The 24,952-nt window shown below is 73.1% G+C and carries 15 protein-coding genes; 4 read left to right on the top strand and 11 right to left on the bottom strand.

All coding sequences use genetic code 11. The annotated features are described in order from the left end of the window. Positions 1–47 precede the first annotated feature (47 nt). The gene (locus tag OP18_RS15635) at positions 48–2,234 is read left to right on the top strand and encodes a hypothetical protein (protein WP_156089544.1); all 2,187 of its coding nucleotides are present in this window, start codon (positions 48–50) and stop codon (positions 2,232–2,234) included. A gap of 170 nt (positions 2,235–2,404) precedes the next feature. Here the strand turns inward: OP18_RS15635 and OP18_RS15630 are convergent, their stop codons facing one another. Together OP18_RS15630 and OP18_RS15625 are read right to left on the bottom strand one after the other, a co-directional pair. Next, positions 2,405–2,656: a hypothetical protein gene (locus tag OP18_RS15630; protein WP_033359572.1), complete on the bottom strand. Its 252-nt coding sequence runs from the start codon at positions 2,654–2,656 to the stop codon at positions 2,405–2,407. Positions 2,657–2,798: 142 nt separating this feature from the next. Further along, positions 2,799–6,365, bottom strand: coding sequence for a choice-of-anchor D domain-containing protein (locus OP18_RS15625; RefSeq protein ID WP_033359571.1), 3,567 nt, complete (start codon positions 6,363–6,365; stop codon positions 2,799–2,801). A 612-nt stretch (positions 6,366–6,977) separates the two neighbouring features. Here OP18_RS15625 and OP18_RS15620 point away from each other — a divergent pair. After that, a complete protein-coding gene (locus tag OP18_RS15620; protein ID WP_033359570.1) occupies positions 6,978–8,087 on the top strand; it encodes an RICIN domain-containing protein in 1,110 nt (369 codons plus the stop codon). Between the two features lie 101 nt (positions 8,088–8,188). Here the strand turns inward: OP18_RS15620 and OP18_RS15615 are convergent, their stop codons facing one another. Genes OP18_RS15615 through OP18_RS15600 form a run of 4 tightly spaced genes read right to left on the bottom strand, consistent with a single transcriptional unit; the run spans position 8,189 to position 13,615 of the window. After that, positions 8,189–8,860: a response regulator gene (locus tag OP18_RS15615; protein ID WP_033359667.1), complete on the bottom strand. Its 672-nt coding sequence runs from the start codon at positions 8,858–8,860 to the stop codon at positions 8,189–8,191. Next, the gene (locus tag OP18_RS15610; RefSeq protein ID WP_245635389.1) at positions 8,857–10,353 is read right to left on the bottom strand and encodes a sensor histidine kinase; all 1,497 of its coding nucleotides are present in this window, start codon (positions 10,351–10,353) and stop codon (positions 8,857–8,859) included. The genes OP18_RS15615 and OP18_RS15610 overlap by 4 nt, the downstream gene beginning before the upstream one ends. An 18-nt stretch (positions 10,354–10,371) precedes the next feature. Further along, positions 10,372–12,882 (bottom strand): FtsX-like permease family protein, encoded by a 2,511-nt coding sequence (locus OP18_RS15605; RefSeq protein ID WP_033359569.1) that lies wholly within the window; start codon positions 12,880–12,882, stop codon positions 10,372–10,374. Position 12,883: 1 nt separating this feature from the next. Continuing rightward, positions 12,884–13,615 (bottom strand): ABC transporter ATP-binding protein, encoded by a 732-nt coding sequence (locus OP18_RS15600; RefSeq protein WP_033359568.1) that lies wholly within the window; start codon positions 13,613–13,615, stop codon positions 12,884–12,886. Between the two features lie 163 nt (positions 13,616–13,778). Here OP18_RS15600 and OP18_RS15595 point away from each other — a divergent pair, with 163 nt between their 5' ends. Next, a complete protein-coding gene (locus OP18_RS15595; protein ID WP_033359567.1) occupies positions 13,779–15,017 on the top strand; it encodes an alpha/beta hydrolase family protein in 1,239 nt (412 codons plus the stop codon). Next, positions 15,014–15,904 carry a hypothetical protein gene (locus OP18_RS15590; protein WP_033359566.1) on the top strand — a complete coding sequence of 297 codons (891 nt, stop codon included), beginning with the start codon at positions 15,014–15,016 and terminating at the stop codon, positions 15,902–15,904. The genes OP18_RS15595 and OP18_RS15590 overlap by 4 nt, the downstream gene beginning before the upstream one ends. Before the next feature lie 600 nt (positions 15,905–16,504). On the opposite strand, the gene OP18_RS15585 is transcribed toward OP18_RS15590, so the two are convergent. From OP18_RS15585 to OP18_RS15560, 5 genes are all read right to left on the bottom strand, one after another. Further along, positions 16,505–17,410, bottom strand: coding sequence for a carbohydrate ABC transporter permease (locus OP18_RS15585; RefSeq protein WP_081970780.1), 906 nt, complete (start codon positions 17,408–17,410; stop codon positions 16,505–16,507). 341 nt (positions 17,411–17,751) lie between these two features. Continuing rightward, positions 17,752–18,720, bottom strand: a complete 969-nt coding sequence (locus OP18_RS15575; protein WP_081970779.1) for a carbohydrate ABC transporter permease — start codon at positions 18,718–18,720, stop codon at positions 17,752–17,754. Between the two features lie 254 nt (positions 18,721–18,974). Continuing rightward, a complete protein-coding gene (locus OP18_RS15570; protein WP_033359564.1) occupies positions 18,975–20,237 on the bottom strand; it encodes an ABC transporter substrate-binding protein in 1,263 nt (420 codons plus the stop codon). Between the two features lie 248 nt (positions 20,238–20,485). After that, positions 20,486–24,427 (bottom strand): choice-of-anchor D domain-containing protein, encoded by a 3,942-nt coding sequence (locus OP18_RS52555; RefSeq protein WP_052386774.1) that lies wholly within the window; start codon positions 24,425–24,427, stop codon positions 20,486–20,488. A gap of 102 nt (positions 24,428–24,529) precedes the next feature. Further along, complete coding sequence (locus tag OP18_RS15560; RefSeq protein WP_033359563.1) at positions 24,530–24,931, bottom strand: hypothetical protein; 402 nt, start codon at positions 24,929–24,931, stop codon at positions 24,530–24,532. Positions 24,932–24,952: the final 21 nt, after the last annotated feature.

Below are 24,952 nucleotides of genomic sequence, written 5' to 3'. Positions count from 1 at the left end.
ACTGCTGGACACACCGCACCCGTGCGGCGGCGCGCGGCGGTGACCCGGTGAGCGGGGCCGCGCTGCCGCCGGTGGCGGAGACGGTCCTCGTCGCGGCCGTCGACGCGCTGCCGGCGCGGCTGCGCAAGAAGGTCGACGACGCGGTGACCCGGTTCGCGGCGCTGCCGGTGACGGCGGTGGACGGGCGGTTCACCGTCGCGGTCGACGACACGACCACGGTCACGCTCGTCACGGACGCGGGGGTGGTGCGTTCCCCGGACGCGGCGACGTGCACGTGCCTGCTCGCCCCGAACTGCCTGCACCGCGCCGCCGTCCTCGCGCTCGCCCCGGCCCACGCCGGCGGCCCGCCCGAGGACGCACCAGGGAGGGCGGCCACGGAGGAAACGGCGGCGGACCTCAGCGGCACCGCGGACCCCGGCGGCACCGCGGACCCCGGCGGCACGGCGCACCCCGGCGGCACGGCGCACCCCGGCGGCACGGCGCACCCCGGCGGCACGGCGGACCCCGGCGGCACGGCGGCGGAGCCGGCTCGGGACGAAATCGCCGCGGATGCCGCACGGCCGCCCGCTGACCCGTCCGGGACTGCCGCCGCGCCAGACGGCGGCACCGGTCACACCGCGATCCCCGCCACCGCCCACGGCAACGCCACGGCCCACACCGGCACCACCGCCGTCGCCGACGCCACGGCCCACGCCGAGGTCACGGCCGGCACGATGCTGCCGGCGGAGGCGGAGACCGAGGCCACCGCCGAACCGCTGACACCGCAGCAGCGGGCCGCGGTCGAGCAGCTGTGGCGGGCCGCCGTCGACGTGCTCGCCGCGGGCGTCACCGGGTCGGGGACCGTCGCGCGGGCCGCGCTGCTGCGGGCGGCGCACGAGGGGCAGGCCTGCAAGGTGTACCGCCCGGCCACCGCGGCCCGGGTGGTGGCCGCGATGCTGCAGGCGGCCCGTACCGGCGACCCCGACTTCCGGCTCGGGGACCTGACGGCGGCGCTGCAGGAGCTCATCGGTGTCCTGCAACGGCTCCGGTCGGCCGGCGGAGGACCGGCCGGCGGAGGACCGGCCGAAGGGCTGCTCGGCACCGCCCGCCGGGCGTACGACCTGCAGGGCAGCCTCCGGCTGCACGGCCTGTGCACGACGGCGGTGCTCGCCGACTCCGGGTACGCGGGCGTCGTCACGTACGTCGCGGACCGCGCCGGTGTCCTGTGGATGATCGCGGACCTCATGCCCGGCGACGCCCGCCGGGCCGCGAAGGCGGGCAACGCGACCGTCGCGCTCGGCGAGACGGCGCTGAGCCACCGGGCGCTGACCCGCGCGGGGCTCGTCGTGTCGGGGGCGACGGCGTCCGCGACGCGGCAGCTCGGCGCGGGCCGGTCGGTGCGAGCGGTCACGGCCGGCGGCTGCGGCTGGCACGAGGCACCCCTCGCCGCGTTGTGGGCGGTGCCGCTCGCCGAGCAGGTGCACCGGGCGTTCACGGCGCTGGCGCTGCCGGTGACGGACCGTCGTGCCGGCGACGACCTGCTGTTCTTGTCGGTCCGCATCGACGGTACGTCCACCGCCGCCGACATCGTCCACGCCACCACCGACGGCGGCATCCCGCTCACGCTCGGGGTCGCCGACGACTCGCCGGCGCTGGCGTACCGGGACAACCTGCGGCTCCTGGGCCAGGCCACCAGCCTGGAGCTGCTGGTCGTCGCGCGCCCCGACCCGGCGCGGCCGGGGACGGTGCTCCCGCTGTCGGTCGCGCCGGTGGACAGCACCGGCTGGAACCTGCCGGCGGCGCAGGCGGGCCACGCGGACCTGGCGTTCGACCGGCTGCACCGCAGCCACCTGCCACAGGCCGGTCCGGCCGGGCCGGGCCCGGCCGGCGGCGGCCAGGTGCCCGGGCTCGCGGCACCCCGGGCGGGCGGCGCCGCGGCCGGTGACCCGGTGCTGCGGCTGCTGGCGGCGCAGGTCGAGCGGACGGTGTCCGGCGGGAGGGCGGTGCACACGTTCCCGGCGGGCCGGGGCCCGTCGGACGCCACCCGCCTGCGGCGGGCCAGGCTCGACACGGGCGCGGCGCTGCTGGACCGGCTGACGGAGGCGGCGTGCACCCGGCCCCGGGACACGTTCGGGCGGCTGGCCGGGGACGACGGCAGCGCGTTCGCCCAGGCGTGGCTGGCGACCGCCGTCTACGCCGACGCCGCGACCCGCGCCGTGGCCGAGGCCACCTGGCTCCCCGCCACGACCCCCTGACACTGATTCCCTGACCCCTGACGGCCGTCGCAGTCACCGTCGCCCGGACAAGAGGAGATGCTTCGAGGAGGCCGCCACATCGGAGCGACGGACACCGTGGGCGACCCGACCGCCCGCACCTCAGGCAACGTCGGCGGCGACGCCACCGGGCGCCACCCGCACGGCGGCGCTCACCGCACCACCTCGGTCACGGCGGCGATCCACGCCAGCGCGTCCTGTTCGGCAGCGAACGAGCGGCGGGTCGCGTACACCGCCGCCGTGTCGCCGACGGTGACCACGAACGTGACGGCCCACGTCTCCTGGTCGCGGCGCAGCATGCGGGCCTTCGTGTCCAGGTGCACGGGCGCGACCAGGGTCGCGTGGTCCAGGTTGAGGTACGTGGGCTGCGACGTCGCCATCTCCACGACCGGGACGAGCCTCATACCCGCACTGTAACCAGCCGTGCGCCCGCACCGCCGCCACCGGCGACCCCGCACCCCGCCTGAGACAGGCACCGCCGCCGGAACGAAGAAAAGGGGTGCCGCCGGTCCGCAAGACCGGCGGCACCCCGTGCCCGCGGACGGGTCAGACGTTCCAGACCTGGAAGGTCGAGATCTGCCCCGCCGGCCAGCCGGTGTTGGCGGTGATGTTCAGCCGGACGTAGCGCTGCGTCTGCGCCGTGAACGTGATGGTGACGGTGTTGCCGGAGCCGCCGGTGAAGGCGTACGACGCGCTCGCCTTCAGCGTCGAGAACGACGAGCCGGTGGTGCTGCCGACGACCTCGATGGTCTGGTTGCGGGCGCCCCACGCGGTGGGCAGCTGCAGGACCACCTTGCTGATGCTCTGCGCCGAGCCGAGGTCGACCTGGACCCACTGCGGGAACGCGTTGTTGGCGCTCTCCCAGTACGAGTTCTGGTCGCTGTCGGTGACGTTGCCCGAGCCGTACACCTGGACGTGGCTGGACTCGCTGGTCGGCTTGCCCGCGGCCAGGTTGGTCGGGGTGGTGCCGCCGGCGCCGGTGCCGGTCAGCGAGACCGTCGTCGGGCTGTTCTGCGCGTTGCTGGTGACGGTGAGCGTGCCGGTGCGGGTGCCGGTCGCGGTCGGCCGGAAGGTCACGTTGACCACGCAGGACGCGCCGACGGCGATCGAGGAGCAGTTGTTGGTCTGCTGGTAGTCACCGGTCACGGAGACGCCGGAGACGGTGGCCGCCGCGGTGCCGGTGTTGGTGATCGTGACCGCCTGCGAGCCGCTGGTGGTGTTCAGCGCCTGCGAGGCGTAGGTGAGGCCGGTCGGGTTGGCGCTGAGCACGGCCACGTTCGGCGTGGTGCCGCCGCTCGGGTACACCTCCAGCTCGGCGACCTGGCCGGCGGGCCAGCCGGTGTTCGCGGTGATGTTCACCCGCACGTACCGGGCGTTGGTGGCCGCGAACGTCAGGTTGACCGTGTTGCCGGAGGCCGGGTTGAACGTCTGCGCGGCCGAACCGACGATCGTGCTGAAGTTGGAGCCGTCCGTGCTGCCCTGGACCGACAGTGTCTGCTGGCGGGTCGCCCAGGCGGTGTCCGGCGGGAGCTTCAGGGTGACCTTGCCGATGCTGCTCGTCGCGCCCAGGTCGACCTGGATCCACTGCGGGAAGGCGTTGTTGGCGCTCTCCCAGTAGGTGGCGGCGTTGCCGTCGGTGGCGGTGGTCGCCGCCTGCGTGCCGTTGACCTGGCTGCTGGCGGTGGCGGGCTTGTTGAGCGCGATGTTGGTGTTGGTGCCGACCCCGGTGCCGGACAGCGCGACCGTGGCCGGGCTGTTGTTCGCGTTGCTGGTGACGGTGAGCGTACCGGTGCGGGCGCCCGACGCGGTCGGGGTGAACTTCACCGTGACCGTGCACGACGCGCCGACGGCGATCGACGAGCAGGTGTTGGTCTGGCTGAAGTCGCCGCTGGCGCTGACCCCGGAGACCGTCGCGGTGGAGGTGCCGGAGTTGGTGAGGGTCACGTTCTGGGTCGCCGAGGAGGCGCCCACGACGGTACCGGCGAACGACAGCGAACCGGGGCTCGCGTTGAGGACCGGACCGGGTGCCACGCCCGTCCCCGACAGCGGGACGGTGCTGGTGACGCCGGCCGCGGTCACGGACAGGTTGCCGGTGCGGGTGCCCGCCGCGGTCGGCTGGAACGTGACGCTGACCGTGCAGGACGCGCCGGCGGCGATGCTGCTGCCGCAGGTGTTGCTCTGCGTGAAGTCGCCCGACACCGCGATGGTGCCGACGGCCGCCGACGCGGAGCCGCCGTTGGTGACGGTGACGGTCTGTGCGGCGCTCGTACCGCCGGTCGCGACCGACCCGAAGCCGAGCGCGTTCGGGCTGACGCTGATGCTCGAGCCGTTGTCGGGCAGGTACGGCGGGAACGTCGGCGTGGGCATCGTGCAGGCCGTCGAGCCGAAGATGCCGGAGTTGCCGCCGCCGTCGGTGAGGTTGAACCCGACGCCGCAGCTGTAGATCGGCGCGGGGCCCTGGGTGCCGGTGGCGGTGCTGTTGGTGATCGTCGCGGCGCCGGCGACCTGCAGCTGCGCCACGAACGTGCCGGTGTTCTGGATCGTCGCGTTGTTGATCTTCACGTTGTTGATCTGGGAGCCCGAGACGAACTGGATCGCCTCGTACGGGCTCTGCTGGATCAGGATGTTGTCGACGTTCGTGAGGCCGTTCATGACGCCGTCACGGGCGTCGAACCACAGCGCGCCGACGCCGAACTGCCAGTTCGGGTCGAGGTTGCCGGACCGGATGATCGTGTTGCGCAGCACGTCGGTGCGGCCGATCGGGGTCGAGGCGAAGCGCTGCGCGACGTGGATGCCGCCGCCCTGGCTCAGGCCCGCGTCGATGACCCGGTTGTCGGTCACGAAGTTGTCGTGGCCGCCGTAGATCGCGATGCCGTTGGCGAGGATCGGCAGCTCGACCGTGTTGTGGTCGAAGGAGTTGTTCGCGTCGGCGTTCTGCTCCGCCCACATCGCCAGGCCGTCGTCGCCGGCGTTGCGCACGTGGCTGTTGGTGACCTTCGAGTTGGTCACGCCGTTGTGGAAGTTGATCGCGTCGGCGGTGTAGTTGCGCAGCCGCATCTGGTTGAACACCAGGTTCGTGAACGGCCCGTCCATCCAGGCGCCGACCTTGGTGTGCTCGATCCAGACCCGGTCGACGGTCGAGTTCGTCAGCGAGCCGCCGATGCCGTTGACCTGGTCGCCGTCGTTGCGCTCCTGGACGTTGCCGAAGATCGCGAAGTCCGACAGGTGCACGTTGGTGCTCGGCGACGGCGCGTAGTTGCCGTAGAAACCGATGCGGTCACCGGTCGTCTTCGAGTGCCACATGCCGGCACCCTTGATCGTGATGTTGTTGACCGCGATGTGGCCCTGGATCTTGAACGTGCCCGCCGGGATCCACACCGTGCCGCCGGCGCCCGCGGCCGCGATCGCCTGGTTCATCGCGGAGGTCGAGTCCGCCACACCGGACGGGTCGGCGCCCTTGCTCGTGATCGACACCGAGCCGGTCGGCTGGCTCAGCGGCCCCGCGACGTTCTCGAAGTCCGCGAGGTCGATGGTGTACGACGAGGCCGTCGAGTCCGAGTCCACCTGCAGGCGGAACTTCGTCCCCGCCGGGTACACCTGCGGGAAGAGGCGGTTGACCTCGTCGTAGAAGTGATGGTGGTTGCTGCCGGGCTGGTTGGTGAACGGGTAGCTGCCGTAGTAGTGGCTGTACGCGTTGGTCAGCGTGAAGTTGTTGGACCGGGTCCCGTTGATGTACAGCGAGATCGGCGCCGTGTACACCGAGCCGTTGCCGGTGTCCGGGATGCTGTACCGGAAGACCATCGAGTTCGTCGCCACGGGCGAGGTGAACTCGACGTACTTGCCGCTGCCCTGCAGCGTGACGGCCTTGCGGTAGGACGCCTCACCGGCGAGCGTGTTGTAGGCGGCGCTGGGGCCGATGACCGTGCCGTTGGTGGCGGCGTTCTCCGCCTGCACCTCGACGTAGGGCAGCGTCGCACCGACGCCGCCGGTCGCGGCCGCTGCCGCCGGCGACATCGTCAACCCGACGACGACGCCCGCGGCAGCGAGGGTGGTGCCCGCGGTCAGGGCGACGAGACGCCCCTTCCGCCCGGCACCTCGAGTGGACCGGAACATGTGTTGCTCGCTTTCGACGGGGCCAAGCGCGTCCGAGGCATCGGCCGGCCTGCCGCGAGCTGGCGGTCTCGGGCTGGTCGGCGCTGGCGGTGACGTTCGAACGGCGGGGTGGGTACGGACACCGGTTGGCGGCGGTGCAAGAGGGACCGTAACGCCGTCGACACCACGACGCAATATCCAGACTCATCTTTGCTGGATTCGAACGCGTTCTTGCAAAGCGTTGACGCGCGGCGACGCTGTGCGGTGGAGGCCCTGGAAGCGTGCCCTGTGGGCCCGGTCGGCGGCAACCCCTGGGCCGCGGGTGTGTTTCTGGCGCTCGGTGGCCGGCGCTTGGTGGCCGGCGCTTGGTGGCCGGCGCTCGGCGCTTGGTGGCTGGCGGCCCGGCCGGTGGTGATCAGGCGGCGCGATCACGGCGGTGAATGGCTGACGCGCCGCGGCGGTGACCGCTCGGCGCAGCACGGGCGGCGTTCGACCGGTCCGGCGCGCCGCTGGGCTCCCGGGTTGCGCCGTACATCGCCAAGACTCGATGCGACCGTCCCTGCCGGGGTGGCCGCGGTCCCCCGCCGCCGCCCCGGACCGCCCTCGGACGGCGCAGACGAAGGGAACCAGCACATGCGACGCACTCTGAGGCGGCTCGCCGCCGCCGGGTTCGGCCTCGCCCTCGCCGCGGGGCTCACCCTCGCCACAACGGGACCGGCGCACGCCGAGTCCAACGGCGGCGTCCGGGTCATGCCGCTCGGCGACTCGATCACCGACGGGTACAACGTGCCCGGCGGCTACCGGATCAACCTGTGGCAGCGGCTCGCCGCCGGCGGCTACACCGTCGACTTCGTCGGGTCCGGGTTCAACGGCCCCGCGTCCCTCGGCGACCACGACCACGAGGGCCACTCCGGCTGGCGGATCGACCAGATCGACGCCAACATCGTCGGCTGGCTGCAGGCGTACACGCCGCGGACCATCCTGCTGCACATCGGCACCAACGACATGAACCAGAACTACGACGTCGCCAACGCCCCGGCGCGCCTGTCGGCCCTCATCGACAAGATCCGGGCGACCGCCCCGTCGGTGGAGCTGTTCGTCGCGCAGATCACCCCGGAGACCGACGCGACCCTCGAAGCGCGGGTCCAGGCGTACAACGCGGCCCTGCCCGGCATCGTCGCCGGCAAGGGCCCCCTCACCCACCTCGTCGACATGCACTCGGCGATCACGACCGCGGACCTCGCCGACGGGGTACACCCGAACGCCACCGGCTACGACAAGATGGCCGCCCGGTGGTTCGGCGCACTGCAGTCGGTGCCCGGCAGCCTCACCCCCACCATCCCGCCGGTCGGCACCGCCGTGTCCCTGGTCAACCCGCAGTCCAACCGCTGCCTCGACGTCTCCGGCGTCAGCACCACCCCCGGCACGCAGGTCCACATCTGGGACTGCCACGGCGGCACCAACCAGCGCTGGACCAGAACCGCCGCCGGCGAGCTGCGCGTCTACGGCAACCGCTGCCTCGACGTCAACGGCAACGGCACCGCCGACGGCACGAAGATCCAGATCTGGGACTGCAACGGCACCACCGCCCAGAAGTTCACGTTCAACGCCAACGGCTCCATCACCGGCGCCGGCTCCGGCAAGTGCGTCGACGTGAACGCCTCCGGCACCGCCAACGGCACCAAGGTCCAGCTGTGGACCTGCAATGGCACGGGAGCCCAACGCTGGGCCGCGCGCCCCTGACGTTCCTCCACCCGGTGCGCGGCGCTCGGGGGTTTCCCTCCTTCCCCCACGGGCGCCGCGCACCGCCCTGCCGCCGCGGTGCCCGTGTCGCCCTCGCCCGGTCAGTCGGTGCGGACCAGGCCGATCTGATACGCGAACACGACCGCCTGCACCCGGTCACGCACCTCCAGCTTGGTCAGGACCCGCCCCACGTGGGTCTTCACCGTCGTCTCCGCCACGATGAGCCGCTCCCCGATCTCCGCGTTGGACAGTCCTTCCGCGACGAGCAGCAGCACCTGCCGCTCCCGCTCCGTGAGACTGGCGAGCCGCCGCATCGCGTCGGGGTCGTCGACCACGGGCGGCGCCGTCACGAACTTCCCCGCGAACCGGTCCAGCAGGCTCCGCGTCGCCCTGGGCGCCACCATCGCCTCACCGTCGGCCACCGCTCTGATCGCCGCCAGCAGGTCCGCCGGCGGCGCGTTCTTCAACTGGAACCCGCTCGCCCCCGCCTGCAACGCCGCGAACGCGTCGTCGTCGGTGTCGAACGTGGTCAGGATCAGCACCCTCGGCCCGCCCGGCCGCGCGCACAGCGCTTCGGTCGCCGCCACCCCGTCCATCACCGGCATCCGGATGTCCATCACGACCACGTCGGCCTCGACCTGCCGCAGCAGTCGCAGCGCCTCCGCCCCGTCCCCGGCCTCCCCGACCACCTCCATGTCGTGCTGCGCGGACAGCACCATCCGGAACCCCGCCCGGATCAGCTCCTGATCGTCGACGATGACGAGCCGGATCACCGGACCCACCGACCTGCCGCGACCGCGGTGCCGGCCTCACCGCCGACACCGGGGTCGCCGGCCTCCACCAGCGCGAGACCAGGAACCTCGCCCACGCTGGGACGTCCGACCACCTCACGAACAGGAGCAACGTCACGACCGCCGACATCCCAGCCACGGATCTCGGACTCATCCGTCCCGCCGACGCCGTCGACCGCCACCGAGCCCGGGTCCCCCGGCATCTCCACGGGCCGGGCCCCTCCCGCGGCGGCGCGCACGCCGCTCAACGCTCCCACGGCCTTCGCCGGTCCCTCCGATGCCGTCGCCGGCTCCGACCGCGACACCGCCGCCGAACCTCGGTCCAGCACCACCATCCGGGGTGCCCTGGGGATCGTGGCCGTGACCCGCCAGCCGCCGTCGAACCTCGGGCCGGCGGTCACCGTCCCACCGTGCAGCGCGACCCGCTCCCGCATGCCGACCAGGCCGTGGCCGCCCGGCGTGGCGGCGGTCGCGGGCCGCCCGGCGCCGTCGTCGGTGGCCTCGATCGCGACGTGCTCCGGCGTGTACTCCAGACGCAGCGCGACCTTCGCGTCGGGTCCCGCGTGCCGGAGCGTGTTGGTGAGGGACTCCTGGACGATGCGGTACGCGGTCAGCTCCTCCGCCACGCTCAGCCCCTCGGGGGTGCCGACCGTGCGCAGGTCGACCCGCAGGCCGGCCCGCTCGACGAGCCGGTCGAGCTCGGCGAGGCCGACCCGCCGCCTCGACGCCGCGTCGGTGCCGGGGGTGCCGCCGCGCAGCACGCTCACGACGCGCCGCATGTCCTCGAGCGCGTCACGCCCGGTCGCGGCGATCGTGTCGAGCGCCTGCCGGGCCCGTGACGCGGACGGTTCGAGGGTGTACCCGGCACCGTCCGCCTGGACGATCATCACGCTCAGGCTGTGTGCGACGACGTCGTGCAGCTCGCGGGCGATCGCGGCGCGCTCGTCGGCGGCGGCGAGACGGGCCAGATGGTCGCGCTCCCGTTCGAGGGTGGCGGCGCGCTCCTCGAGGCTCGCCACGTAGAGGCGTCGGGTCCGCACCCCGTACGCCGAGAACCACACGGCGACGGTCAGCGCGCCGATGACCCAGGCGATGGTGCCGAAGTTGTCGGTGCGGCTGGCCTCGACGGCGGCGCCGATGACGACGCCGAGGCCCGCGCCGACGCCCGCGAGGATGCCCCAGAACAGCTGCGCCCGGTACTTGACGACGGCGAACATCGAGATCAGGACAGCCATGTCATAGAGCCGCATCGCGTCGTCGAACAGCAGGTGCAGCGGCGCCGCCGTGTACACGACGCAGGCGACGGCCACCGGGTAGCGGCGGCGGCCCAGCATGGCGGCCGCCATGACGAGCCCGATCGCGACGACGGGCGGCTTCAGCCCGCGCTCCATCAACGTCACGTACAGCACGCATCCCGCGACACCTCCGTCGAACAGCCAGGTCTTGATGCGCCGCAGGTGTTCGCCGTCCCACACGCCGTCCACGATAGGTCGTCAATCGGCCAGCGCGGCGACGACCGCGACGTTTGCTGCCCTGCGTGACGGGAGCACTGCGGCGAGTGTGCCCGCGAGTGCGGCGAGCCCGACGAACGCCGCGAGCTGCCCGATCGGGACCGCGACGAGGGTCTCGATGTCGCCGAACGCCGCCTCGGCGGTCAGCCACCCGTACACGAGCCCGAACACGACGCCGACGACCGCGCCGGCCGCCGCCATGAGCAATGCCTCGGCGAGCAGCGTCGCACGCAGCTGCCCCCTGGTCAGGCCGAGCGCCCTCAGCAGGGCCGACTCCCGGGTGCGTTCCAGCACCGACAGCGACAGCGTGTTGGCGATACCGACGAGCGCGATGACGAGCGCCAGCGCGAGCAGGACGGCGATCACGGCGACGATCTGGTCGATCGCGGCGTTGCGTTCGTCGCGGACCTCGGCGAGGTCGCCGACCTGCACGAGCGGGTGGGCGGCGAGCGCGGTGTCGAGCCGGCTGCGTGCCGTGGCCGCCGCGACGCCGCCCGCAGTGCGGAGCATGACGAGGGAGTCGCCGGCCGCCGCCGCCGGGAACAGCGCCGCGAAGTCGGCGTCGGTGATCACTACGTCACCGACGAGCGTCGCGCTCTGGACGGTGGCGGCGATCGTGACCGTCATCGTGCGGGCACCGGTGGTCAGTCGCAGTTGGTCGCCGACGCGCCGGCCGACGAGGATGTCGGAGCCGCTGGCCACGACGGCGGTGCCCGGCCGCAGGTCCGCCAGCCGCCCGGCGGTGACGGCGGGCCGGTACGCCGTGCCGATCGCCGCCGCGTCGATGGTCCCGACGAGCAGTGCCCCGCCGGACGTCTTCGCGGTGCCCTGCCGGACCGCGGCGACGAGGTCGAACGCAGGGTCGGACCGCAGCCCCGCCGTCACCTCCGCCGGGACCGCGGCCGCCCGGTCGCCGCCGGTGACCGCCGGGGTGAGCAGGTAGTCCACGGGGAACGCCTGATTGAGCTGGGCCTCGGCGGTGCGGTTCACGGTCGCGGCGATGGTGCTGCCACCGGCCATCAACGCCACCCCGACGAGCAGCGCCGCGGTCGTCACCGCGGTCCGGCCCGGGTTGCGCCGGGCGTTGGCGGCGGCCAGGCGGACCGGCACGCCGGCGACCCGGCCGGGCAGCCACGCGAACGCAGACACCAGCGGGCCGATGAACAGCGGCGACAGCAGCAGCACCGCCAGGAACACGCACGTGCCGCCGACCATGACGATGGCCATCGCGGTCTGCGGGTCGTCGGTGCGCATCCCGACCGCGGTCAGGGCGGACCCGCCGAGCGCGAGCAGCGCGGCGGCAGCGACGAGCGCGACTCTTCCCCACCGTCCGCCGCCGCGGGCCAGCGGGGTGACCCGCAGCGCCGCGACCGGCGGCACCCTGGTCGCCCGGACCGCCGGCACCAGCGCCGACACGACCGTCAGGGCGACGCCGAGCACCAGCGCCACCAGTACCGGCGAAACATCCACCACCACGGGGCCGCTCGGCAGCCCGATCCCCGGCAGCGCCGCGCCGCGCGACAGGCCGGACCCGATCGCGACGCCGAGGCCGATCCCGAGCGTCGCGCCGGTGAGGCCGACGGCGGCGGCCTCCGCGACCACCCGCCGGAACACCTGGGCGCGGGTGGCGCCGACGCAGCGCAGCAGCGCCGTCTCCCGCATCCGCTGCGCGAGCAGGATGGTGAACGTGTTGGCGATGACGAGCGCGGCCACCAGCACGGCGACCACGGCGAACAGTTGCATCCCGACGAGCAGTCCGTCGATCTGCCCGAACGCCTCTCGGGCCAGGTCGTGACGCAACTGGTCGCCGGTGCGGACCGTGCCGGGTGCGGACACGCGGGCCCGCACGTCGGTCGGCGCGGTGCCGTCGGCGACGGTGGCGACGACCTCGCGGTAGCCGGTGGCGCCGGTGAGGTCCACGAGCGCCCGGCGGGTGAGCACGACGGTCGACGTGTTGCCTCCGTCGACGCCGGTGATGTCGACGATCCCGGCGAGCCGGAACTCGTGCCGTTGCTCGTCGGCACCGACGAGGACGATGGTGTCGCCCACCTGGTACCCGGTGCTGCGGGCGCTGCGGGCGTCGAGTGCAGCTTCCCCGCCCGTCTGCGGCAGGCGGCCGGTGCGCAGGTCGAACGGGCGCAGCTCGGCGCGCTCGCCGGCGTCGACGGCGTGGCCCGGGACGCCGAACTCGGTGACGAGGCGGCCCTTGCGGTCGATGAGCGGCGCCTGCTCCGCCATGCGTCCCTCGACGGACGCCACTCCCGCGACGCGGCGTAGATCGTCCACTGTGGACAAGGGGAGGCGTGTGCCGTCCTTGGCGGTCACGGCGAGATCCACGTTGCGGGCGGCCCGAGCGTAGTCGTCGAGCAGCGCGGCGCGGGTCGTGTCCCCGAAGATCATGATGCCGGCGACGAATCCGACGGCCAGCACGATCGCGAGTGCGGTCGGCACGAGCCGACGCGGGCGCAGGCCCGCCAGCGTGGTGCGGCGCATGTCAGCCTCCGAGTCGCTTGAGCAGGTCGAGGACGGTGTCGGGGGTCGGGCGGCGTAACTCGTCGACGATGCGGCCGTCGGCGAGCATCAGCACCCTGTCGGCGTACGACGCGGCGACCGGGTCGTGCGTCACCATGACCACGGTCTGGCCCAGCTCGTGCACGCTGCGCCGCAGCACGTCGAGGACGTCGGCGCCGGTGCGGGAGTCGAGGTTGCCGGTCGGCTCGTCGGCGAAGACCACGTCGGGGCGGCCGAGCAGTGCCCTGGCGCAGGCGACCCGCTGCTGCTGGCCGCCGGAGAGCTGGCTCGGCGTGTGCCGCAGCCGGTCGCCGAGGCCGAGGACCGCCACCACCTGCGCCAGCCGGCGGCGGTCGGGCCTGCGCCCGGCGAGGTCGAACGGCAACAGGATGTTCTGCTCGGCGGTCAGCGTCGGCAGCAGGTTGAACGACTGGAACACGAACCCGACCCGCTCCCGGCGCAGCACGGTCAGTGCCTTGTCGGACAGCTCCGTCAGCTCCGTGCCGCCCAGCCGGATCGAGCCTGACGTCGCCGCGTCGAGTCCCGCGAGACAGTGCATCAGCGTCGACTTGCCCGACCCCGACGGGCCCATGATCGCGGTGAACTCGCCGGCGGGAAACGCGACGCCGACGCCGTCCAGCGCGCGCACCGTGGTGTCGCCTGTGCCGTACACCTTCACCAGATCGGTCACTTCGACCGCGAGCGTCGTTGTCATGCGGGCAAGGTAGGCGGCGCGCGGGGTCGGCGTCGTCATCGTCAAGCACACCACGGGGGTCCTACTCAGGTCGGACATGGCGGGATCCGGGTCGGTCCTGGGGACGACGACACGGCCGCCGTGGCGGGGCTACGTTCGGCGGCACCCGAGCGAGAGGACCGCGATGCATCCCCTGGCCCTGTCCCGCCGCCGACTGCTGGCCACCGCCGCCATCGGCGCCGGCCTGACCTTGTTCTCCGCGCGCCCGGCCGCCGCCGCGCCGCACCGCACCAGGCCGGCGTTCCGGCTGCCGGCGCCGACCGGGCCACACCCGATCGGGACGGTGCCGCTGCACCTGGTCGACCCGTCACGGACCGACCCGTGGACGACGCCGGCACGCCCCAGGGAGCTGATGGTGCAGCTGTGGTATCCGACGGCGCGCCCGGCCGGTCCACCCGCGCCGTGGCTCACCCCGGCGGAGGCCGGGCCGGTCGGCCGGGATCTCGCCGAGACCGTGAGCGGCGTACCGCGGGACCTGCCGGGACTGGCGGAGGTCCACACGCACGCACACATGGGCGCTCCCGTCACCGCATGGCGCGGCGGCTGGCCGGTCGTGCTGTTCTCCCCCGGTTACGGCGCCGAGCGCAACTCCAGCGCGGCGGTGGTGGAGGAACTCGCCAGCCGCGGCCACGTGGTGGTGACCGTCGACCACACCCACGACCCGCTCGCGGTCGAGTTCCCCGGCGGGCGGGTCGAGCCGAACACGATCACGACGCTGATCGCGGGGATCGAGGACCAGGCCAAGTTCGCGGCGTTCGCGGCGAAGATGGTCGCGGTCCGCTCCGCCGACCTGCGGTTCGTGCTGGACCGGCTCGCGGTGCTCGACGCCGGCGGCAACCCCGACGTGCAGCGGCGCCCTCTGCCCGCCGGGACGCGCGGCTCCCTACGGTTGTCCCACGTCGGGGTCATCGGCCACTCGCTCGGCGGGGCGACGGCGGCGCAGGTGATGCACGACGACCGCCGCGTCCGCGCCGGGGTCAACCTCGACGGCGCGCTCTACGGTGCCGACGCCGCCGCCGGGCTCGACCGGCCTTTCCTGCTGTACGCCGCAGGTGACACCGACCGCGGCGACACCCCGGGCTGGGGTGTGTTCGCCGATCACCTGCGCGGCTGGCGTCGCGAGCTGCGCATGCCCGACGCGCGGCACCTGGCGTTCCACGACTCGGTGCTGATGGTGCCGACCCTCGCCGCGCTGCCCGGGGCACAGACAGCCGACGCGTATGGCACGATCGACGGCCCGCGGGTGGCGGCGGTGACCCGCGCGTATGTCGGCGCGTTCTTCGACCTGCACCTGCGCGGCGTCGGGTCGGCACTGCTCGACGCGGCGTCACCCCGGTATCCAGAGGTCAGGTTCGTGGCATGAGCGGCCGTTACCGTGGCGCGGTGCTGGAGGACTTCACCGACGCCGCCGTGGCCCGGCTCGTCAAGGCCGACCGGGTCGGCTTCTGGCGGACGTCGCGGCACGCTCCGGACGAGCTCGTGGACCGGCTCGCCGACCGGATCGCCGCGTCGCCTCCCGCGACGGTCCGGCGGTACGGGACTCCGCCGGGCCTCGACACTGCCCGGGTGGAGCTGCTGCTCGGCGCCGACACGGACCGCGCCCTGACGCACCTGACCCGGTTGGCGCACGGGTCGCGGGTGGTCACCGAGATGTGCGAGGCACGCGGTGTGTGGGTGCCGGCCGACGGTCCGGCCCGGCGGCGGTATGTGCAGCAGTCCCGGACGATCGTGACGGCGCGGCAGGGCGATCCGCGGCTGGCGACGTTCGTCGAGCCGGCCACGGTGTTCGCCGACCCGCGCGGGCTGGGATGTGCGCTGCCGCTCGCGGTGCCGCTGCTGGTGGGTGCCGCGCTGCTGCCGCCCCCGGTGCGGGGGGACGGGCATCCGTTCGTGATGAGTCACTGCGCCGAGTGCGACGCCGACGAGGAGTTGCGGGGCCGCTACGGCTGGCGGGCGGGCCAGTTCGACGAAGCGCGGGACGAGTCGTGTCCCGGCTATCCGCCGGACGGCGAGCCGGAGCGGCTGCGGCTGCGGCTCGCCCCGGCCGGTGAGCGGCGGTGGGATGACGTGGGGCGGCTCGGCGGGCGACCCGGGTGGTCGCAGGCGCATCCACGGTGGCTGGGGTGCTGCGGGCGGCCGATGTGGTTCGTCGGGGAGCTGCGGACCGGGGAGTTCGGTGGAGCGGGCGGGACGATCCACGGGTTCCGGTGCGAGTGCGGATATGCGGCGCAGACCCGGCGGACCACCTGAGCGCCCGGCTGCACGACAACATGGCAGCACGACGACACGGCAGCACGACGACACGGCAGACCGCAGGAGGGCAGCGTGGCAACGGGGCGGGGGCGCGGCAACGGGGCGGTGGCGCCGCAAGAGGGCGGTTCGGGAAGAGCGCGGCGCCGCCCTGAGGGCGGCACGGCAAGAGGGCGGTGCGCTGGCGCTGTGCCTACGCGTCCGGTCGCGGTCGGAAACGGCGACCGGACGGCGCGGGTCGTGGTGTCGACGGTGCCAGGCGGACTCCCGCACGGTTCCAGCGGCGAGCGGGAAGGCGGGCCGCCGCCGCTGAGATGTGCGGCGCAGGCGAGGAGCCGGCGGCACGTGGGAGTGCGGGCCGGGGCGTCATCCAGAGCCGATGATGCTTGGGCCGGCCCAGGTGCGGGTGGTGCCGTTCATGACAGGACCTCCTTGGTCGGTGAATCGATCGCAGGGAGGAGCATCGCCGGAGGAGGGCCTGTCGCGCATCGGGAATTCTGCCTACGCGGGGAGGTGGGGGCACCCAGTTCGGCCGGCACAGGCGCCCAGCTCGGCCGCGCGAAGAAGCGAAGCATCAGCTCAGCCCTGCGAAGGACCAGCTCAGTCCTGCAGCGTGCCGGCGAGGAGGCCCCGCATGAAGAAGCGGCCCAGCATGATGTACAGCGCGAGTGTGGGCAGGCTCACCAGGAGGGCACCGGCCATGGCCTGGCCGAAGGGGACGGACTGGCCGCCGGCGATGTTGTTCAGGGCGATCGTCACCGGCCAGGAGTCGCGGCTGGTCATCATGGCGCCGAACATGAAGTCGTTCCAGGAGGAGGTGAACTGCCAGATGATGGCGACGGCGAACGCCGGCTTGGCGAGGGGCACCGCGATGTCGACGAAGCTGCGCAGGATGCCGGCGCCGTCGAGGCGGGCGGACTCGAGCAGGGTGTTGGACATGGCGACGAAGTGGTTGCGGAAGATGAGGGTGGTGATGGGTAGGCCGTAGATGATGTGGATGAGCATCAGGCCGGCGAGGCCGCCGGTCGGGTCGGCGCCGCCACGCAGGCCGACCGCCGTCATGGTCTGCGAGACGGGGATGATGACGGCCTGGTAGGGCACGAAGATGCCGAACAGGATCAGCGGGAAGACCACGTTGGAGAACGGGAAGCGGATCTTCGACAGGACGAACCCGTTGGCGCAGCCGAGCAGGGCCGACAGGAAGCTGGCCGGGATCGCCAGGGAGAGGCTGTTGCGGAAGCCGGAGGAGAGCTTCGGCCAGACGAGGCCGAAGTTGTCCAGCGAGAAGCTGGTCGGCAGCTCCCAGATCCGGGTCACCGACACGTCGACGGGGTCCTTGAAGGAGGTGACCACCAGGACGTAGACCGGCAGGAGGAAGAAGCAGGCGAGGGCCCAGAGGACGACGTACCGCACGACGCTGCGGGCGCCGCCGGCGGCCTTCGACGCGGCGGGCGGGATGGGGTCGGAGACCACGTGCCGGGGCACCGTGGCGGTGGCGCGCACCATGCGGCTACCCCCGTCCCAGCAGCGAGGCGAGACCACGCGTGGCAGCGTCGCGCGACGCAACGCCCCGCGACGCAACGCCCCGCGACGCAACGTCCCGCGACGCAACGTCCCGCGACGCAACGTCCCGCGACGCAACGCCCTGCGACGCAACGCCCCGCGACGCAACGCGCCGGGTCGCAACGCAGCGGCGCACCGTCGACCTGCGCGGCAAGCCCCGCGACACGATGCGCGGCGACATGACGTCCCCGCCGCCGCGCACGCCGGCGCCCGACGGCGTGCGCGGGTCGACGAGCACGAGCACATCCCGCGTGGCAGCGCGGGCGGACCAGATCACCATGCGTCTACCGCCGTTCCGTGCGCAGCGCGTACCAGACATAAGGACCGACGACCAGGGCAACCCCGAGCAGCAGCACCGTCGCGATCGTCGCGCCGCGGTCGTAGAAGCCCCCGTCGAAGGTGGTGAACCACATGTACAGGGAGGGCGTGTCGATGCGCAGGTTGCCCTGATCGAGGGCGTACAGCAGGTCGAACGTCTTCAGCGAGATGTGGATCATGATGAGCATGGCGCTGAAGGTGACGGGGCGCAGGGCGGGGCGCACCACGTGCCAGAAGACCTGGCTCTCGCTGGCGCCGTCGAGGCGGGCGGACTCGCGCAGGGCCTCCGGGACGCCGCGCATGCCGGCGAGGAAGAGGGCCATGACGTAGCCGGACAGGGCCCAGCCGGCGGGCAGCGCCACGGCGGCGATCGCCCACACGGAGTCGGACTTGTGCCAGTCGCTGCGCAGGAAGTCCAGCCCGAGCACGGCGAAGAGCTTGTTGAGCCCGGCGGTGTCGTCGCCGGAACCGTTGTCCAGCAGCCAGCGCCACACGATGGCGGTGGCGATGAAGGAGATGGCCATCGGGAAGAGGAAGACGCCGCGCAGGAAGCCTTCGCCGCGCACGCCCTTGTCGAGCAGCATGGCCATGAGGAAGCCGAGCAGCAGGGCGCCGCCGACGAAGACGGCCGTGAAGACGACGAGGTTGCGCACGTCGGCGTGCCAGCGTTCGTCACGCAGCAGGCGCGCGTAGTTGTCGAGGCCGACGAAGTGGTACGACGGCGACAGGCCCCGCCAGTTGGTGAACGAGACGCGGACGTTCCAGCCGAGGAAGCCGTAGACGAAGACGCCGATGAGGATCAGCGACGGCGACACGAGCAGCAGGCCGGCCAGCCAGGCCGGGCCGCGGCGCTTGCGGCGGCGCACCGGCGGCGGCGTGAAGGGCTGCGGCGGCGGGGCGTTGGAGTGCCTGGGCACATGCACCGGAGCGCTCATGCCGTCACCTCCGCTACGCTCCGGCGCCGGCCTGAGCCACAACCACCACACGATGAGCGACCCGAGACGCTCCGCTGGCCGCTCATGCCGTCACCTCCGCCACGCTCCGGCGCCAGCCTGAGCCACAACCACCACACGATGAGCGACCCGAGACGCTCCGCTGACCGCTCATGCCGTCACCTCCGCCACGCTCCGGCGCCAGCCTGAGCCACAACCACCACACGATGAGCGACCCAAGACGCTCCGCTGGCCGCTCATCGGGTCTCCTCGAACTGCTGCTGCACGGTGCCGGCGAACTTGCCCAGGTCGCCGTGCTGGACGAACAGGCCGAGCGCCGAGTCGATCTCCGCGTTGTAGGCGTTGTTGGCCACCACGCCGTGGGTGAGGGAGCCGACGATGCGGGTCTTCGGGTCGCGCCACTGCTGCAGCGTCCACCCGAGGTAGCCGCGGTACAGGCCGGCCTCCGCGTCGGTGCGGGCCGGGATCGAGCCCTTGAGCGGGTTGAACAGGTTCTGCCCGGCGGCGGAGCCGCACTCGATGAGCCACTTGCGCGACAGGTCGGGGCTGCGCGCGCCCGAGGGCAGGGTGAAGGAGTCGGAGAGGAAGTCGTATACGCCCTGGGTGCCCGGTGACGTGGCCACGTCGTAGCCGTCGCGCCACTGCAGCTTCTTGGCCTGCTCGAGGTAGGAGGAGCTCCAGTCACCCATCACGGCGTACACGGCGGAACCCTCGACGACCCGGTCCAGCTGCGGCTGCCACTCCCCGGCGGCGGACTTCACGTCGGAGACGGCCAGGACCTTGCCGAACGTGTCCAGCGCCGCCGTCACCTCCGGCGAGGTCCACCTGAGGTCACCGGAGAAGAGCCGTTCGTAGCTGTCCGCGCCGAGCTCGCCGAGCAGGACGGTCTCCAGGAGGTGCTTCTGCGTCCACTCGGGGCCGACCGCGATCGGCACCTTGCCCTTGGCCTGGATGGTGGCGGCCTGGGCGAGGAAGTCCGACCAGGTCTTCGGCGGGCCGGGCAGGCCGAGCTCGCGCAGCGTCCTCGGGTTGAACCAGATGAGGTTGGCGCGGTGGATGTTGACCGGGACGGCGTAGATCTTGCCGTCGATGGTCAGGTTGTCCAGCAGACCCTTCGGGAAGACCTTGCGCCAGCCCTGCTGCTCGTACAGCTCGGTGAGATCCCGCACCTTGCCGGAGCGCACGTCGTCGAGCAGCTCCAAGCCGGCGTGCCGCTGGTAGGAGTCGGGTGGGTCGTTGGCCAGCAGCCGGCTGGCGAGGATCGCCTTGGCGTTGGAGCCGGCACCGCCGGACACGGCGGCGTTGACGAACCGGATGCCCGGGTTCGCCGCCTCGAAGGCCTCGGCCATCGCGGCCAGGCCCTCCTCCTCACCGGGCCCGGTCCACCAGGAGTAGACCTCCAGCTGGTCGTCGCTGGCGCCGCCGACGGTCAGCATCGACAGCCCCGACAGCAGCGACACGGCCAGCAGCGCGATGATGGCCAGTCGGCCCTTCCACACGTCGAACCTCCCGTGGCCTCGCTGGCGGGCGAATCCATCTGGCGCGGCACACCCACGTCGTCGAGTGAACGTAGTGCTCACGGAAGTCGTTTGGTGATGAACGTCCGGTTCGTTGTCCAGCGTCGACCGGATGATGACGCGATCCGCACGGATGACTTATATCGGCACCCAAAGTATGGTTCGATCCCGCGGCGAAGTCCGGGGCCCAGAGGACCCCGGACCAGGCATGATGCCCTGTGGCCGGCGGCCTACAGCTGGTATGCCTCCAGTTCGGACAGCTGCCCGGCGGGCCAGCCGCTGTTGGCCGTGACGGTGACCCGCAGGTAGCGCACGGTGGCCGTCGGGAAGGACAGGACGGCGGTGTTGCCGCCGGCCGGGTCGAACGTGACGGTGACCGTCGCGCGCAGCACCGCGCCGGTGGCGCCGTCGGTGACGGTGACCGTCTGGGTGCGGGTGGCCCACGCCGTCGACGGCGGCAGCCGCAGCGTGACCCTGCCGACGGCGACCGGCGCGCCCAGGTCGACCTGGATCCACTGCGGGAACGCGTTGTTGGCGCTCTCCCAGTAGGTGTTCGCGTTGCCGTCGACGGCGTTGCCGGAGCCGTAGCTCTGCGTGTTCGACGACTGCGTCGTCGGCCGGCCGAGCGCGAGGTTCGCGCCGCTCGCCGAGGCACCCTGCCCGGACAGCACGACGCTGAGCGCCGGGTTGGTGGCGTTGCTCGCCACGGTCAGCGAGCCGGTCCTGGCGCCGGTCGCCGTCGGGCGGAACGTGACGCTGACGGTGCAGCTCGCGCCGGGGGCGATCGACGTGCCGCAGGTGTGCGTCGCGGTGTAGTCGCCGGCGGTGGTGACGCCGGAGACGGCCGCGGCGACGGTACCGGTGTTGGTGACCGTGACGTTCTGCGCGCCGCTGTACGAGCCGACGGTGGTCGCGGCGAACGTGAGCGCCGACGGGTTCGCGGTCAGGGTCGCCGTGCCGGCGGCCACGCCGGTGCCGGTCAGCGCGACGGTCGCCGTGGGGTTGGTGGCGGTGCTGGCCACGGTCAGCGTGCCGGTGCGGGTACCGGCGGCGGACGGGTGGAACGTGACGGTGACGGTGCAGTTCGCGCCGGCGGCGATGACGCTGCCGCAGGTGGTGACCCGGGTGTAGTCGCCGGTGGCGGTGATCGCGCTGACGGTCGCCGGGCCGCTGCCGGTGTTGGTGACGACGACGGTCCGCCAGTCGCTGTTGGCGTTGACCGGGGTGTCCTCGAACGCCAGCGACGCCGGGCTGAGCGTGAGGGTCGCCGGCCCGCCGCCGGTGCCGTACACCTCCAGGCTCGACACCTGCCCGGCGGGCCAGCCGGTGTTGCCGGTGAACTGCAGCCGCAGGTACCGCACGCCGGCGGTGACCGGGATGTCGGCGGTGTTGCCGGTCGCCGGGTCGAACGCCACGTCGGCCGCGGGCCGCAGCACCGCGCCGGTGGCACCGTCGAGGACCGCGACGGTCTGCCGCCGGGCGGCCCACGCGGCGGCCGGCGGCAGCTTCAGGGTGACCCGGCCGACGGAGACGGACGCGCCGAGGTCGACCTGGATCCATTGCGGGAACGCGTTGTTGGCGCTCTCCCAGTACGAGTTGACGTCGCCGTCGACGGCGTTGGACGCGGGGTAGCCGCCCTGCGCGCTGGACGAGGTCACCGGCCGGCCCGCGGCCAGGTTGCCGGTGCCGGTCACGCCGGTGCCGGTGAGCTGCACGAGGACCGCGCCCTGCCCGTCGTCGCCGGTGATCGAGTACACCGCGGACTGGCTGCCGGTCGTGGTGGGGGTGAACGTGACGGTCTGGTGGATGACGTCGCCCGGCGACAGCTGCTGCCCCTCGGACACCGGGGTGGTGGTGTTGAACGCGCCGACCGGCGGCGCGGCCTTCGTCAGGGTCAGCGTGATGTTGCCGGTGTTGGCGATGTCGAACGTCTGCGTCGCGGTCTGCCCGACCGGCACCTGCCCGAACGCGACCGGGTTCGGGGTGATCGTCAGGTGCGGCGCGCCGGTGACCGCGGTGCCGGTGACCGGGACGGTGACCGAGCCGGCGTCGCTGGTGACGATGAACGCGCTGCTCGCCGCGCCGGCCGCGGTAGGGGCGTACCGGACGGAGACGGACACCGACGCGCCCGCGGCGAGGGTGGTGCCGGCGGCGGGGAACCCGGTGGCGGTGAACGGCGCGGCCGGCGCGGTGAACCCGGTGATCGAGACGGCGGTCGTGCCGGTGTTGGTGACGCTCACGCCGAGGGTCTTGTTCGCCCCGGTCGGCACGGTCCCGAACGACAGGGCGGCCGGGGTGGCGCCGAGCCCGGTGCGGGTGCCGACGCCGTGCAGGTCGAACGGGACCGTGCCGGCGTCGGTGGTGAAGGTGAGGCTGCCGGTGGCGCCGCCGGTCGCGGTCGGCGTGAAACGCACCGGCACCGACAGGGTCTGCCCGGTGGTGAGGTTCACCGGCAGCGCCGGCGGGGTCGCGGCGAACGGCGCGGTGGTGGTGACCGCCGTGACGCGCACCGCGCGGGTCGCGGTCACGGTGACGGTCGCGTCGGCGCCGCTGCCGACGGCGACGTTGCCGAAGTCGGTGGGGCCGCTGGTCAGCGCCGCGGTGGTGGGCCGGCCGAAGCCGATCACGTGGCCGTCGCGGGTGCCGACGAAGACCCGGCCGCCGTCGGTGGCGGGCGTGACGAACTTCGTGGCGACGCCGATCGGGGCGCTGTAGCGCAGGTTGAGCCGGCCGTTGACCGGCAGCGCGTCGTAGGCGCGCAGCTGGCCGTTGGCGCCGCTGGAGCCGTCGCTGTACACGGCCCACACGACCGCCGAGCCCGACGTGGTGCCGGTGGACGTGACGACCGGCGATCCCGAGGTGTACCCGAACGTCGCGGCGCTCGTGCCGGCGGAGGTGAGCACGGGCAGCCCGGCGCCGTTGACGCCGTACTTGAACGCGCGCAGGAAGCCCTGGTTCTCGACCTGGTACACGTAACCGCCGTCGCCGCCCCAGAACGCCGGGTGTCCCCAGACGCCGTTGTAGGGTCCGGCGGGCGGGCCGACGGACGCGTCGCCGCCGCCCGGGCCCTGCGCGTTGCCGCCGAGGTTGTCGCGGTCCAGCAGGTACACCCGGCCGTCCTTGCCGGTCTGCACGAGCAGCCGCGGGTGCGCGGCGGTGCCGAAACCGGCGGGCAGCGCCATCGGGCCGCCGGAGCCGAAGTCGGTGTCGTCCTGGTCGAGGCGGCTGTTGTTGAACGGGCTGAAGAAGTCCTTCGCGGTCAGCGACCCGTCGCCGTTGACCTGCAGCCGGATCACCGACTCGGCGAGCGTCCCGGGCGGGCTGGTGCCGGGGCCGGGCGCGGGCGACACGCCGTTGCCGGTGGACACGATGATCCGGCCGGGGCCGTCGGAGACGAGGCCGCCGCCGGACTGCCAGATGCCGGCCATGCCGTTGCTGCGGCCCGCCTCCGTCGACCACAGCGTCGTCATCTGCGCCGTCGTCGTCCGTACCCCGGCGACGTAGCCGACGTAGGGGCCGTAGTCGCAGTGGCTGGCGAACCCGGCGTAGACGACGCCGTCGAGCAGCAGCAGCCCGGGGCGTTGCGCGGCGGTCTTCGCGTTGAACGTGGTGGCGGGGTCGTTGGTCGGCGAGCCCTGGATCGTCACCGGCCAGCCGGCCCGCTCGGCGCCGGTCGCCGGGTTGATCGAGTGCAGGTAGAAGTGCGGGTGGTCGGCGTCGGGCCCGTCGTTGACCTTGGCCATGAAGAACACCGCGCCGGTCGCCGGGTCGTAGACGGGGGTGCTGGTGATGCCGATGTTGGGCACCAGGTCGCCGCAGCCGATCGCGGACGCCGGCCAGGCCGGGCCGACGCTGCGGTGCCAGGTCACGGCGCCGGTGGCGGGGTTCATCCCGTACACGTGGTTGTTCTCGGTGACGGCGACGAGGGTGCCGGCGGCGACGATCGGCTGCGCGTACACCTGCCCGTCGACGGCGGTGGAGAACAGCTGGCCGAAGTCGGAGGCGGAGACGGCCGACGGGGCGAGGCCCGGCTCGTCGGCGTCCCAGCCGGTGCGCAGGTTGTCCACGGAGATCGTGGTGGCGCCGGCGTTCGCGGGTGCGGGGACGGCTGTGACGGTGGCTGCGGCCAGCGTCAACGCTGCCGGCAGGAGACGGATGAGGGCACGGCGCATGACACGCTCCTGGCGGGGAACGGCAACGATGAAGGATCGAACCGTAACTTAGTCGATCCCTCACCGCAAGATGCTGACCGTGCTATGAAATTTTGCGACCGATCATGGTCGGGCGCTGATACGTACCAGATGTCCGTCGATGACCACGGCACCGGCGCGCGTGGCGGTGTAGACGTGGTACCGGTAGCCGGCGACCACCCGCCCGCAGCGCTGTTCGGTCGGCGAGGTCTCGGCGTGCTCGTACCGGACCAGGGACGCGTCGCCCTCGACCGGCGGCCGGCCGGCGGGCATGGGGTCGCGGTGGCCGCCGACCGCGAACCGGTCGCCGACCACGGCCAGGTGCGTCGCCGTCACCACGGGCACGTCCGGCAGGGGCTGCCGCGCGTAGGCGGTGAACGTCGCCGGGCACGCGAGGTCGTGCACGGCTGCCCGGACAGCCGGGACGGCCAGCGCCAGCCCGGCGGCGCCGAGCGCGAGCAGCACCACGATGACGAGACGTCTCATACCGGTCCGACGCGCCGGACG

It is taken from the genome of Dactylosporangium aurantiacum (assembly GCF_000716715.1).
Taxonomy (GTDB): Bacteria; Actinomycetota; Actinomycetes; order Mycobacteriales; family Micromonosporaceae; genus Dactylosporangium; species Dactylosporangium aurantiacum.
This window is presented reverse-complemented; position numbering and strand designations above follow the sequence as displayed.

What these genes read in the sequence shown, in the direction of transcription:
- OP18_RS15590 (WP_033359566.1), top strand. Translation starts at nt 15,014, where the DNA reads ATGAGCGGCCGTTACCGTGGCGCGGTGCTGGAGGACTTCACCGACGCC.
- OP18_RS15560 (WP_033359563.1), bottom strand. Translation starts at nt 24,931, where the DNA reads ATGAGACGTCTCGTCATCGTGGTGCTGCTCGCGCTCGGCGCCGCCGGG.
- OP18_RS15575 (WP_081970779.1), bottom strand. Translation starts at nt 18,720, where the DNA reads ATGAGCGCTCCGGTGCATGTGCCCAGGCACTCCAACGCCCCGCCGCCG.
- OP18_RS15585 (WP_081970780.1), bottom strand. Translation starts at nt 17,410, where the DNA reads ATGGTGCGCGCCACCGCCACGGTGCCCCGGCACGTGGTCTCCGACCCC.
- OP18_RS52555 (WP_052386774.1), bottom strand. Translation starts at nt 24,427, where the DNA reads ATGCGCCGTGCCCTCATCCGTCTCCTGCCGGCAGCGTTGACGCTGGCC.
- OP18_RS15630 (WP_033359572.1), bottom strand. Translation starts at nt 2,656, where the DNA reads ATGAGGCTCGTCCCGGTCGTGGAGATGGCGACGTCGCAGCCCACGTAC.
- OP18_RS15595 (WP_033359567.1), top strand. Translation starts at nt 13,779, where the DNA reads ATGCATCCCCTGGCCCTGTCCCGCCGCCGACTGCTGGCCACCGCCGCC.
- OP18_RS15600 (WP_033359568.1), bottom strand. Translation starts at nt 13,615, where the DNA reads ATGACAACGACGCTCGCGGTCGAAGTGACCGATCTGGTGAAGGTGTAC.
- OP18_RS15625 (WP_033359571.1), bottom strand. Translation starts at nt 6,365, where the DNA reads ATGTTCCGGTCCACTCGAGGTGCCGGGCGGAAGGGGCGTCTCGTCGCC.
- OP18_RS15605 (WP_033359569.1), bottom strand. Translation starts at nt 12,882, where the DNA reads ATGCGCCGCACCACGCTGGCGGGCCTGCGCCCGCGTCGGCTCGTGCCG.
- OP18_RS15620 (WP_033359570.1), top strand. Translation starts at nt 6,978, where the DNA reads ATGCGACGCACTCTGAGGCGGCTCGCCGCCGCCGGGTTCGGCCTCGCC.